Annotated in this window: 9 protein-coding genes; 2 read left to right on the forward strand and 7 right to left on the reverse strand. The window is 63.9% G+C overall.

What is annotated here, in order from left to right:
* Window positions 1-19: 19 nt before the first annotated feature.
* From ACQK2M_RS00070 to ACQK2M_RS00090, 5 genes are all read right to left on the reverse strand, one after another.
* Complete coding sequence (locus tag ACQK2M_RS00070; RefSeq protein WP_425416093.1) at window positions 20-1483, reverse strand: mannitol dehydrogenase family protein; 1464 nt, start codon at window positions 1481-1483, stop codon at window positions 20-22.
* Window positions 1480-2886 carry a glucuronate isomerase gene (gene uxaC / locus ACQK2M_RS00075; protein ID WP_425416094.1) on the reverse strand — a complete coding sequence of 469 codons (1407 nt, stop codon included), beginning with the start codon at window positions 2884-2886 and terminating at the stop codon, window positions 1480-1482. The genes ACQK2M_RS00070 and uxaC overlap by 4 nt, the downstream gene beginning before the upstream one ends.
* 28 nt (window positions 2887-2914) lie before the next feature.
* Window positions 2915-4195, reverse strand: a complete 1281-nt coding sequence (locus ACQK2M_RS00080; RefSeq protein ID WP_425416095.1) for a TRAP transporter large permease — start codon at window positions 4193-4195, stop codon at window positions 2915-2917.
* A gap of 2 nt (window positions 4196-4197) precedes the next feature.
* Complete coding sequence (locus ACQK2M_RS00085; protein ID WP_425416096.1) at window positions 4198-4713, reverse strand: TRAP transporter small permease; 516 nt, start codon at window positions 4711-4713, stop codon at window positions 4198-4200.
* A gap of 74 nt (window positions 4714-4787) precedes the next feature.
* A complete protein-coding gene (locus ACQK2M_RS00090; protein WP_425416097.1) occupies window positions 4788-5765 on the reverse strand; it encodes a C4-dicarboxylate TRAP transporter substrate-binding protein in 978 nt (325 codons plus the stop codon).
* Window positions 5766-5848: 83 nt separating this feature from the next.
* Here ACQK2M_RS00090 and ACQK2M_RS00095 point away from each other — a divergent pair, with 83 nt between their 5' ends.
* Both ACQK2M_RS00095 and uxuA read left to right on the forward strand, forming a co-directional pair.
* Window positions 5849-6559 carry a GntR family transcriptional regulator gene (locus ACQK2M_RS00095; protein WP_425416098.1) on the forward strand — a complete coding sequence of 237 codons (711 nt, stop codon included), beginning with the start codon at window positions 5849-5851 and terminating at the stop codon, window positions 6557-6559.
* A 61-nt stretch (window positions 6560-6620) separates the two neighbouring features.
* On the forward strand, window positions 6621-7850 hold the full coding sequence (gene uxuA / locus ACQK2M_RS00100) for a mannonate dehydratase (RefSeq protein ID WP_425416099.1): 1230 nt from the start codon (window positions 6621-6623) through the stop codon (window positions 7848-7850).
* 3 nt (window positions 7851-7853) lie between these two features.
* On the opposite strand, the gene gghA is transcribed toward uxuA, so the two are convergent.
* Window positions 7854-10223, reverse strand: a complete 2370-nt coding sequence (gghA, locus tag ACQK2M_RS00105) for a glucosylglycerol hydrolase (RefSeq protein ID WP_425416100.1) — start codon at window positions 10221-10223, stop codon at window positions 7854-7856.
* A gap of 42 nt (window positions 10224-10265) precedes the next feature.
* Window positions 10266-11897, reverse strand: a complete 1632-nt coding sequence (locus ACQK2M_RS00110; protein ID WP_425416101.1) for an alpha-D-glucose phosphate-specific phosphoglucomutase — start codon at window positions 11895-11897, stop codon at window positions 10266-10268.
* Between the last annotated feature and the right edge of the window lie 4 nt (window positions 11898-11901).

Raw genomic sequence — 11901 nt, forward strand, 5'->3', positions numbered from 1 at the left:
ATGCGATTGTCGGAAGCGGTCACGGCGTTCCAGAGAACCGGCCGGCGGCCGTTTCGGCGCCATTCTCCATCAGGTCGGCGAGCGCCTCGGCCAGACCGCCCCGCATGGCAGGATCGCGCGCAAGCGACGGCAGGAAGACCTCTTCGATGTCGAGATAGCCCGAGACGGTGTCTTCCAGGCTTCCGCCACGGTCCCAGATAGCGCGCAGGCGGTCGGCCATCGGGTCGCGCACATCGATCGGCTGGCCGTCCTCGCCGGTCCCCGACGTGTAGCGCATCCAGGCGGCGACGACGAGGAGCAGGCCCTTCGGCACTCGCCCCGCGGAAAGGTTTTCCGCGATCGAGCCCAGCAGGCGCTGCGGCAGTTTCAGCGAGCCGTCCATGGCGATCTGCCAGTTCCGATGGCGAATGCCGGGATTGGCATAGCGCTCCATCAGCTTGTCTGTATAGGTATGCAGATCGACGCCCGGCGGCGGCGTCAGGACGGGAATGATCTCGTTTGCCCAGAGATGGCGAATGAATCTGGTCAATGCCGGTCGCGCCACCGCCTCGGAGACGGTTTCCGCGCCTGCCAGGTAGCCAAGATAGGCAAGTGCCGAATGGGTGCCGTTGAGGCACCGCAGTTTCATGTGCTCGTAAGGCCGGACATCGTCCGTCAGTTCGACGCCGACCGCGCCGAGATCGGGTCTCGTTCCATCGACGAAGCGTTCCTCGATCACCCATTGGCGAAACGGTTCATGGAAAACGGGCGCGGCGTCGTAAACCCCGGTCTGTTCGGCCAGGCGAGCGATGTCGGCATCGGTGGTGGCGGGCACGATGCGGTCCACCATCGTGCACGGAAAGCTGCATTCGGCCTCGATCCAGCCGGCCAGATCGGCATCCATGCGCCCGGCGAGTTCCAGAACGAGACCGCGCAGCATCGCCCCGTTTTCAGGAAGGTTGTCGCAGGTCAGCACCGTGAAGGGGCGCAGCCCCGCCATTCGCCGGCGGTCAAGCGCGCGGCACAAAAAACCGATGGCGGATACCGGTTTCGCCGGATCCGCGAGGTCCGCGACAATATCGGGATGGGCGAAATCGAGCCGGCCCGTCGATGGCGCGTGACAGTACCCCTTCTCGGTCACTGTGAGCGACACGATGTGCGTTTGCGGGCGCGCCATGGCGTCGAGAACCGCTTCGGGATCCTCCGGCGCGACGAGGACCGATTGCACGGCGGTGCCGACGTGAAGCGTCTCGCCTTCGGGGCCCAGTTCGCACGCGGTGTAAGCGCAGTCCTGCGGCATGAGGCGGTCGCGCAGATCTGCATGGCGCAGGCTGACGCCGACAACGCCCCAATCGCCGCCGGACTTCGCCATCGCCTCTTCGAGATAGATCGCGCCATGGGCGCGGAAGAATGCGCCGAGGCCAAGATGGACGATACCGATTCCCGGCTGCGGCGCGTCGCCCGGTCGGTTCAGGCGCGGCAGATCATCCGGTTTCCCGCTCACAGACGATACGCCTCCTTCGCGAGGGTTGAGGTCATCTCGTGTGCCATGATTTCCGCCTCGTCCATGTCGAGCCGGCCGTCTCCGACGAGATTGGCGAGCCAGGCACAGTCGATACGCCGCGCGACATCGTGGCGGGCGGGGATGGAACAGAAGGCGCGCGTGTCGTCGTTGAAGCCGACCGTGTTGTAGATGCCGGCGGTCTCGGTGACGATCTGGCGGAACCGCATCATGCCTTCGGCGCTGTCGTAGAACCACCAGGGAGGGCCGAGTTTCAACGCCGGGTACACGCCGGCAAGCGGCGCCAGTTCGCGCGCGAAGACCGTCTCGTCAAGCGTAAAGAGGATGATCGTCAGGTCAGGGCGCAGGCCAACGGCGTCGAGCAGCGGCTTGAGCGCGCCGACAAAATCGGTGCGCACCGGAATGTCGAACCCCTTGTCCCGGCCGAACTTCGCCAGCACGCCCGGCGAGTGATTGCGCCAGGAGCCGGCATGGATCTGCATGACCAGCCCATCGTCCAGGCTCATGCGCGCCATCTCGGTCAGCATGTGACCGCGGAACGCATCCGCCTCGTCCGCCGAGAGATCGCCCCCGAGCGCGCGGGCGAAGAGGGCTGCAGCCTCGGCCTGCGGCAAATCCTCGGTGCGTGCCGTGGGGTGGCCATGGTCGCTTGCCGTTGCGCCATGCTCCTTGAAGAAGGCGCGGCGGACCCGGTGGGCTTCCAGATAGCCGGCCCATGTCGTCGTATCGCATCCGGTCAGTTCGCCGAACTTTTCGATATTGGCGGCGAAACCGTCGGCTTCGGGGTCGATCACCGTGTCCGGCCGATAGGTGGTGATGACGCGGCCGGACCAGCCGGATTCGGCGATCTTGCGATGCCATTGGAGGTCGTCGAGCGCGCCTTCGGTGGTCGACAGCGCCTCTATGCGGAACCGTTCGAACAGCGCGCGCGGGCGGAATTCGTCGGATGTCAGGCGCTCCGAAATCGCGTCGTAATAGGCATCGGCGGTCTCCGCCGAAAGGCGCTCGGTCATGCCGAACAGGGTTTCGAAGGAGTGATCGAGCCACAGCCGCGTCGGCGTGCCCCTGAACAGGTGATAGTGGCCGGCAAAGAGGCGCCAGATCGTGCGACCGTCGGTCTCCACCGGTCCGCCATCGGCCCGGGCGACGCCGAGATCGGCGAGGTCGATGCCCTGCGAACACAGCATGCGGAACACGTAGTGGTCCGGCGTGACGAAAAGCTGGGCGGGATCGGGAAAGGGTTCGTTCTCCGCAAACCAGCGCGGATCGGTATGGCCGTGCGGGCTGACGATCGGCAGGTCGGCAATGCCTTCGTAAAGGTGTCGCGCGGTCGCGCGGGTCGCCGGATCGTTCGGGAACAGCCTGTCGGGATCAAGCAGTGGCATGTCGTCTCCAGTAATGAACCATCATGACCTAACCGAAAGCGAGGTTGGGAAGCCAGAGCACGATGGACGGGAAGAACAGAAGCGTCAGCACGAGCACGAGGATCGCGGCCAGGAACGGCACCGACTCGCGGACATAATCTTCGATGCGGCAATCGAGCAGGCTGCACACCGTGTACATCGCCACGCCGACCGGCGGCGTCATCGAACCGAGCGTGACGATGGTCATCATCAGAATGCCGAAATGCACGGGATCGACCCCGACCTTTTGGACGATCGGGACGAAGATGGGCGTCAGGAGCAGAACGAGGATCGTGCTTTCGACGAAAAGGCCCGCGACGAAAAGGCTGACCAGGATAACCGCGACGATTGCGACCGGATTGGTCAGGCCCTGCAGCATGGCGCCCGCAATGCTCTGCGGGACCTGCAGGAAAATGATCGCAAAACCGATCATCCCGGACATCAGGATGATCAGCATGATCAGGCCGATATCGGATATGGCGTGCCCGAAGGCGCGGCCCATCTTTTCGAGTGTCAGTTCACGGTGCGCGAGCGTGCCGACGAGAACGGCATAGACCACGGCAAAGGCGCCGACCTCGGAGGGTGTGAACAGGCCGCCGCGAATGGAGACGATCAACAGGACGGGAAACAGCAAGGCCCATTTCGCCTGCCAGGTCGCGGTCCCCAGCGCGGCGGCTGTCGGCTTGGCGCTGCCCTCCACACGATAGGAGCGCTTGCGGGCGACGAGCCATGCCGTCGTCATCAGGAAGAGCATCATCAGGATGCCCGGTACGATGCCGGCGAGAAACAGCCGTCCGATCGAGACCTGCCCGACATAGCCATAAAGGATCAGGCCGATGGAGGGCGGGATGGTTGCCGTGATCAGCGAGGAGAGCGCGATGACGGCCGCAGAATAGCCTTTGGAATAGCCCTGCGAAATCATTTGCGGGCCGAGAACGCGGGCTTCCATCGCGGCGTCGGCGACGGCGGACCCAGAGACGCCGCCCATCAGCGTCGACAGGATGATCGAGACCTGCGCCAGACCGCCGGCCATCCATGCGACGGCGATATGGGAGAATTTGAACAGCCGGTCGGTGATCCCGCTTTCGTTCATCAGGTGGCCGGCCAGCACGAAGAAGGGCACGGCCAGAAGCGGGAAACTCTGGGAGACCGTCGCGATCTTCTGAACGCCGATCGACATCGGCATGATGTCGGAGGTGGCGAAGAACACGAAACCGGACAGACCAATGGCAAACGCCACCGGCGCGCCGACGACCAGCAGGACGATGAAGACGAGACCGATCGCCAGCATGGTCAAAGTTCTCCCGGTGCGGCGTCCTGCCCCTGCGGGCGGGAAAGGATCAGCATCTGGCCGCCGGCGCGGTTGCGCCACGCCTCGCGCGCATTGGCGAGGATCGCCAGCGTCAGGAAAATGCAGCCCACCGGGACGGCGATCGTGACATAGGCGTAGGACAGGCCGCTATCTCCGAACTGGCGTTCGCGATTGAGCATGGTCAGCTCGTAGCCCTCCCAGGCCAGCACGGCCATGAAGGCGATGAAGATCGCCGCCAGGACGGTCTCGACAATCAACCGGTTGCGATGGCCGGCATAGCGGATGAGCAGATCGACGCCAAGATGGGCGCGTTCGCGCATGGCGCGGGTCGCGCCGACGAAACAGAGCCAGATGAACAGGAGTTGGGCGAGGTCGACGGACCAGATCAGCGGGTGACCGAAGAACCGCATCACCGATGCGATGAAGACGAGCACCACGATCACCGCAAGGAGCCCCGCTCCGGCCGCGAATTCGATGCGCGCGAAGAGGCGCCCCATTGTCTGTCTCCTCCCGTAAAAAGACAGGGACGGCATGCCGCCCCTGTCCAGTCGCTTCCCTGCGGATGCGGGTTCTACTCGGCAGCCATCGCGCGCAGCGTATCACGCAAATCGCCATAGCCCAGCATGTCGTAGACCCCGGCAGTCGCTTCCCGGTAGGGCGTGACATCGGGAGCGGATATCTTGATGCCCTTGGCGGTCAGGTCGGCCTCGATCTGCTCGAGCGAATCGCGCGTTCCGTAGGAGGCGATATCGCCGGCTTTCAGCGCCTCATCACGCAGGATCGTCTGCAGGTCGTCCGGCAGGGAATCGAACCACTGCGCCGAGGTCACCATGCCGGTGATCAGGTTGATGTGCCCCGTCTTGGTGATGTGGGTGATCACCTCGTCCAGCTTGGCGCCGGTGATGGCGGGGAACTGGGCCTCGGCAGCATCGATGACATTCTGCTGCAGAGCCGAATAGACCTCGCCCCAAGGCATCGGCGTCGGCGTCGCGCCCATCGCCTTGATCGTCTCGACCCAGACGGGCGCGCCCGGTGTGCGCATGCGGACGCCTGCGAGATCTTCGGGACCGTTGATTTCCTTGTTGGTCAGGAGGTGGCGCTCACCCTGCCACCAGTTGAAGCTCAGCACCTGGTGTCCGGATGCGTCGTGCAGCTTGGAAACCCAGTCCTCGAACATGTCGGACGTGACGACCTTGCGGATGCCGTCATAGCCGGATGCGAGAAAAGGCGCGCCGAGGACACCGAACTCCTCCTGGAAAACGGCGAGGCGTCCGCCATCGACGATGACCGCGACCGGTGCGCCGGCGCGGGCCTGTTCGAGGACGTCCTCATCGGGGCCGAGCTGCGAGTTGGGGAACAGCTTGACTTCCAGACGGCCGCCCGAAGCCTCGGCGACGTTGGACTGGAAGGCCTCGAGGCCCTTGTAAAGCGGGTCCGACTGCGCGAGCGCCGTGTTGACGCTGAGCGTATAGTCGGCGGCCAACGCGCCGCCGGCCGCAAAGGTCATCGCCGCAGCGGCAATGACGGACTTGATCTTGAAGTGTTTCATCGGTCTTCTCCTCCCTGACAACGCCGGATGCGGCGCATCTTCGTTTGACGGGAGACTAGTATGGTAGTATATCTTGAGTCAAGATGACAGTTAAACCAGACCTAGAATACAGCCTCGAATTGGGGGCGCCTCCACGCCAGGCGACCATGGGAAGCCATGTCTTCGACGTGTTGCGCCAGGCGATCGTGCAATTGAAGCTGAAGCCGGGCAACGCCGTTTCGGAAACGGAAATCGCCCGCCAGCTCGGCGTTTCGCGCCAACCCGTACGCGAGGCGATCATCAAGCTCGCCGATGCCGGGCTGGTAGAGGTTCGCCCGCAACGCGGCACCTATGTGCTGCTGATTTCGAAACGCGAGGTCGAGACCGCACGCTTCCTGCGCGAGGCGATCGAGGTGGCGATCGCGCGCAAGGCGGCGGAACGGATCGACGCCAAGGCCGCGTCCGACCTCAGAGCCTGTCTCGAACACCAGAAAATCGCCGAACAGAGCGGCGTCTACACGGAATTCCTGCGCCTCGACGAGCAGTTTCACCAGACCATCGCACGCACCGCGGATTGCGAAAGCGCCTGGAAAGTGCTTGAGGGACTAAAAGCCCAGATGGACCGGGTCCGGTTCCTGTCTATTCCGATGGCGACTCCGGTCGCCACGCTGATCGCCCAGCACGGCGCCATCGCCGAGGGCATCATTGCCGGCGATCCGGACAAGGCGGAAGCCTCGATGCGCGTTCATCTGCGCGAGATCTTGAAGTCGCTGCCGAAGCTTTCGGCGGAACATCCCGACCTGTTCGTGGAGTAACTGCCGGGTCACCGGCCAAGAAAGACCGCGGGGGACAAGCCGCGAGGGGAGAGGAACGGGAATGCGACGCACTTGGCGCTGGTTCGGGCCGCAGGACAGAGTGTCGGTGGACGACATGCTTCAGGCGAGCGTCGAGGGAGTCGTATCCGCCCTCCACCACGTGCCGACCGGAACGGTCTGGTCCAGCGAAGAGATTTCCAAACGCCAGGCCGAGATCGGCCGAAAGACCGATGGCAGTCCGTCCGGGCTCGCGTGGGAGGTGGTGGAAAGCCTTCCCGTATCCGAAGACATCAAGAAGCAGAGCGGCGACTGGCGCGCCCATATCGAGACTTACAAGGAAAGCCTCGCAAACCTGGCGGCGGCCGGTATCTCGACCGTCTGCTACAATTTCATGCCGGTTCTCGACTGGACCCGCACCGATCTCGCATGGCGATTGCCGACAGGCGGAACATGCATGCGATTCGACTACGCGGATTTTGCTGCCTTCGACATCCACATCCTCAAGCGCGACGGTGCGCGCGACGATTTCCCTTCCGGGATCGCCGATGAAGCCGACGCGCGCTTCGCCGCGATGAGCCAAGAGCGCAAGACGCAGCTGGCGACGAATGTGGTTTTCGGCCTGCCCGGCGCGGCGGAACACATGACGCTGGACCAGGTGAAGACGCATCTCGGCGAATATAGCGACGTCACGCCGGAGCGGCTGCGCGCGCACTTGATCGACTTCCTGTCGGAGGTCGTACCGGTCGCGGAAAAGCTCGAAATCCGGATGTGCTGCCATCCGGACGATCCGCCCTTCGGCCTGCTCGGCCTGCCGCGCGTGATGTCGACCGAGGCCGATTACCGAACGGTCCTCGAAGCCGTGCCGAGCCTGTCCAACGGCATCACGCTGTGTTCCGGTTCGCTTGGCGCGCGCCCGGACAACGACCTTCCGGGGATGATGGAACGGCTCGGCGACAGGGTGCACTTCCTGCATCTGCGCAATGTGAAACGCGAGACCGACGCGATGCGCGGCTCGTTCCACGAAGCCGAGCATCTGGGTGGCGACACGGACATGGTTGCGCTGATCGCGGCGGTGCTCGCCGAGGAATCAAAACGGCGCGCGGCGGGGCGCGCCGACCAGTCGATCCCGTTTCGCCCCGACCATGGCCAGGACATCATGGACGATCTCGGCCGCCGCGCGCAGCCCGGCTATCCGGCGATCGGCCGCATGAAGGGGCTCGCCGAATTGCGGGGCATCGTCACAGCGCTGTCGCATGACCGTTTCGGCGCCGCGAGAACGGACCGAAGCTGACGGTCAGGCCACGCGTTCGTAAACAAGCCCGGCGCTGTCGTGGAGGACGATGGGTCCACCGACATAGGCGTCGTCGATGGAGGGCGTCTTGAGAACGAGACGCCATCCCATCCCCTGAATGCCCGGAACCGGCAGCGTGAGCGGATCGAACTCGCCGGTTTCGCCGCCTTCCATATGCGTTACGGTGAAGACCTGTTTGCCCTGGGGACCATGCCGAAGGCAGGAGAAAACGGTGCGCCCGTCCACCGGTCGCAGATAGTCGAACGTGTCGTTTGTTCCCAGATTGTCACGCAGCCATGAATTGGATCGCCGAAATTTGCGCAGCGCCAGCATGAAGCCTGTCTGGCTCGGATCGAGCAGCGGCAGCGAGTGGGCGACATTGCAGTATTCGTGCATGTCGTCCATCCACGCCCGCGCGATCGCCTTCAACTCGTCAGGCGTAAAGGTTTCCGGCCCCGCGAGTTTCGGCTCGACCGCATTCAGGAGGCTCGAAATCTTGTCGAGGTCGTATTCGGTGACCTCCACCAGCGCCGGCAATATCTCGAAGAAGCGCACGAGTTCCTCGCGCGTCGTGAAGCCGATCTCCTTCAGGCGGCGAAAGTTGGACGGCACCGAGTAGGAATATTCGTCCACCTGCCATTTCAGCGAGATCGCCTCCTCGGCAACCACCTTGACGCCATAGCGGTCGTCCTGGTTGCGGATGAAACCCCAACTCGCCCGCGCCGCCGCGTTCAGGAAATCCATCGGCACGCCGGGCAAGGCCGCATAGGTGAGCATCGAGACGGCCGGATTGTCATAGGCCGTATCGAGAATTTCCATGCGTGTCCGTCCGAGGCGGGTGTTGATGTTGAGCTTCGGATTGACCTGCGTTCCGCGGCGCAGCGTGTCATGGTTGGCGGTTCCCGAAATCCAGTTCGCCCCGTATTGCGCGATCTCGCGGATTCGCCAGTATTTCGACAGCCAGAAGCCGTAGATGAACGGCGTGTTGTGGGCGAAGGTGAGCGGGCCCCACTGGAAAATGTCCTCGTCACCCAGATTCTCGATCACGGCGCGATAGGTGGAGGACAGTTCCCAGTCCTCCTGCGGCCAAGGCCGGCCGTCCTCGAAAATGAACCAAGGCCGGAACCGCGTGCCTGCGACTTCCTGCTCCACCTCCGTCATCTGGCGAAGATAGTCGTCGTCATGCTTGAGGGACTGGGTGTGCGGATCCCACCATTTGAAGTCCTGCGCCCCGTCGATACGCACGCCGTCTGCGCCGAAATCGACCTTGCGGCGCTGCATCTCCAGCAGGATCGCGCGAACCGCCGGATTCTTGTATTCGAGATTCTGGCCGTACATGTTCGGGCCGGCGAAGAAATGCGGATTGAGCGCGTCGAGGCCCTGATTGTCGGCATGGCCGAAGACCACGTCGAGCACCATCATCTTCGGCTTTCCCGGGAAATTGTGCAGCACGGCGGCTAGATCGGCCAGTTCATCCGGCCGGCCGCTTTCCAGAAGCACCGGATTGACCGCGCCCATCCCCGAAATGACGACGTCATATCCCCAATTGGTCGTGTCCGGCCGTGTCAGGCCAACGGTTACGGACTGGTCCGTTCCGTCGGCCTCCTGCCAGAAATCGGGCCCGGTCTCGTAGACCGTCGTCGGCTCGACCGGCAGCAACTGGACCGCGTCGTAGCCGAGGTAGAGCGCATCGCCCTGTTCCAGCGGCAGCTCGGCACGCAAGCGATCGGACAGACGTTCGAAATGCCGCGCGAGGCTGGCCAGCGTTCCACCCGCCGTGGCGGTGGGAACATGGATCTGCAGGATGTTGGTCGGTGGGCCGAAACGATGCGGTTCGTCACCGGCGAGCGCCTCGTAATAGGCCCGGTCCGCGCGCGCCGCCTGCATGGTTCCCAGGTCGTAAAGCTCGGCGGGCGCCATCGTGCCGAATGGCAGCGACGCGGCCAGCGGATCGAGAATACGGTGCCAGTCGCCCGCTGCATCACGCCATGCGAGCGCATAAAAATCCCCGATTTCGCCACGCGTGCCTGCCTTGAGACCGGCGACGCTGGCGAAGGTATGGGCCTCGTAGCGCATTACCGGGAGATAGACGCGCTCGAATGTGACGGTCTGGTGCGCGCGGGTGAGATCGATATCGCCGACCGGAGACAGGACTTCGAGGAACACATCTCCATCGGGAACCCGATGATCGAGCAGTTCCGGTGTCCAGAATCCGAACTCGACGCGGTCGCCGACCTTCTGCGCTCCGAGCCGGCGCGCGATGAGCGCTTCGGCGTCGAAGGCGGTCGGCTGCGTCGTCAATTGCTCCCGGCACCATGCGACAAGTCTTTCTGTAGCCTCCGTATCGAGGCTGGCGCGGTCCTTCAGGGACATGGTTGTCTCCCGTGCTTTTCGGGCCGTGGAGACCCCTTTTCCTCAGGTCTTCACATCCGGCGCGGTACGGCCGGTGTGACGTGTGATGCCGGCGATCGTATCGGCGGCGGCGATGACGTCTGCCAGGGCCTCCTGCGCGTCACGATGCATGCGCGAAGGGTCGGATTCGACGTCCTCAAGATACACACGCAACGTCGCACCGACGGTTCCTGTTCCCGACAGGCGGAAAACGATGCGCGCGCCGCCCTCAAAACCGATGCGTATGCCCTGTTTATCAGCGCGCGAGCCGTCGACGGGATCATCATAGGCGAATTCGTCCGCCGTCTCGACCGTGAGCCCCGCAAAATCCTTGCCGGGCAGATCGGCGAGCTTGACGCGCAGTTCATCGACCAGCGCATTCGCCTTGTCGGCGTCGACGCCCTCGTAATCGTGACGCGAGTAGTAGTTGCGTCCGAATTCGCGCCAGTGTTCGTTCATGATCTCGGCGACGGACTGGCGTTTGACGGCGAGGATGTTGAGCCAGAGCAGCACCGCCCAAAGCCCGTCCTTCTCGCGCACATGGTCGGAGCCCGTTCCGGCGCTTTCCTCGCCGCAGATCGACACGCGGCCGGCGTCGAGCAGATTGCCGAAGAACTTCCATCCGGTCGGCGTCTCGTAGCAGTCGAGGCCCTTCGCCTCGGCCACCCGATCGAGCGCGCGGCTTGTCGGCATCGACCGGGCCACGCCTTTCAATCCGTCGGAATAACCGGGCGCAAGATGGGCGTTGGCGGCCAGAACCGCGACGCTGTCGGACGGGGTGACGTAGATGCCGCGCCCGACGATCATGTTGCGGTCGCCGTCGCCATCCGAGGCCGCACCGAAATCCGGCGCATCGTCGGCGAACATCACGTCCATCAATTCCTTCGCCCAGATCGGGTTCGGATCCGGATGTCCGCCGCCGAAATCCGGCAGCGGTTCGGCATTGACGACACTGCCGGCCGGCGCGCCGAGATTTTCCTGGAGAATCGCTGTCGCGTAGGGACCGGTCACGGCGTGCATCGAGTCGAAACGCAGGCGGAATCCCGACGCCAGCAAAGCGCGGATCGCATCGAAGTCGAACAACGTCTCCATCAGAGCCGCATAATCGGCCACCGGATCGACGATCTCGATTTCCATACCGGCGAGGTCCGTCGTGCCAATGCGCGACAGGTCGATATCCTGCGTCTCGGCAATATCGTAGGCGGTGAGCGTACCGGTCGCGGCGAAGATGCGGTCGGTGACCTCCTCTGGCGCCGGACCGCCATTCGGCATGTTGAACTTTACGCCGAAATCCTCATCCGGACCGCCGGGATTGTGGCTGGCCGACATGATGATGCCGCCATCGGTGCCGCGCAGCCGGATCAGATTGGAGGCGGCGGGTGTCGACAGGAGCGCGTTGCGCCCGACGATCATCTTCCTGGCGCCGGAAGCGGCCGCCATGCGCAGAATCACCTGAGCGGCGCGGTCGTTGAAGTACCGGCCATCGCCGCCGAGGACGAGCGTCTTGCCCTCGACGCCACCGATGCCGATCCAGATCGACTGGATGAAATTCTCGAGAAAATGCGGGCCCATGAAGACATGCGTCTTCTTGCGCAAGCCGGAGGTGCCGGGTTTCTGGCCCTCGATGGGCGTCGTCTGAACAGAGATGCGTTGCATGGCT

Origin of the sequence: Oricola indica (assembly GCF_965227485.1) — a bacterium.
GTDB lineage: Bacteria > Pseudomonadota > Alphaproteobacteria > Rhizobiales > Rhizobiaceae > Oricola > Oricola indica.

What these genes read in the sequence shown, in the direction of transcription:
- uxaC (WP_425416094.1), bottom strand. Translation starts at nt 2,886, where the DNA reads ATGCCACTGCTTGATCCCGACAGGCTGTTCCCGAACGATCCGGCGACC.
- ACQK2M_RS00080 (WP_425416095.1), bottom strand. Translation starts at nt 4,195, where the DNA reads ATGCTGGCGATCGGTCTCGTCTTCATCGTCCTGCTGGTCGTCGGCGCG.
- ACQK2M_RS00085 (WP_425416096.1), bottom strand. Translation starts at nt 4,713, where the DNA reads ATGGGGCGCCTCTTCGCGCGCATCGAATTCGCGGCCGGAGCGGGGCTC.
- ACQK2M_RS00090 (WP_425416097.1), bottom strand. Translation starts at nt 5,765, where the DNA reads ATGAAACACTTCAAGATCAAGTCCGTCATTGCCGCTGCGGCGATGACC.
- ACQK2M_RS00095 (WP_425416098.1), top strand. Translation starts at nt 5,849, where the DNA reads ATGACAGTTAAACCAGACCTAGAATACAGCCTCGAATTGGGGGCGCCT.
- uxuA (WP_425416099.1), top strand. Translation starts at nt 6,621, where the DNA reads ATGCGACGCACTTGGCGCTGGTTCGGGCCGCAGGACAGAGTGTCGGTG.
- gghA (WP_425416100.1), bottom strand. Translation starts at nt 10,223, where the DNA reads ATGTCCCTGAAGGACCGCGCCAGCCTCGATACGGAGGCTACAGAAAGA.
- ACQK2M_RS00110 (WP_425416101.1), bottom strand. Translation starts at nt 11,897, where the DNA reads ATGCAACGCATCTCTGTTCAGACGACGCCCATCGAGGGCCAGAAACCC.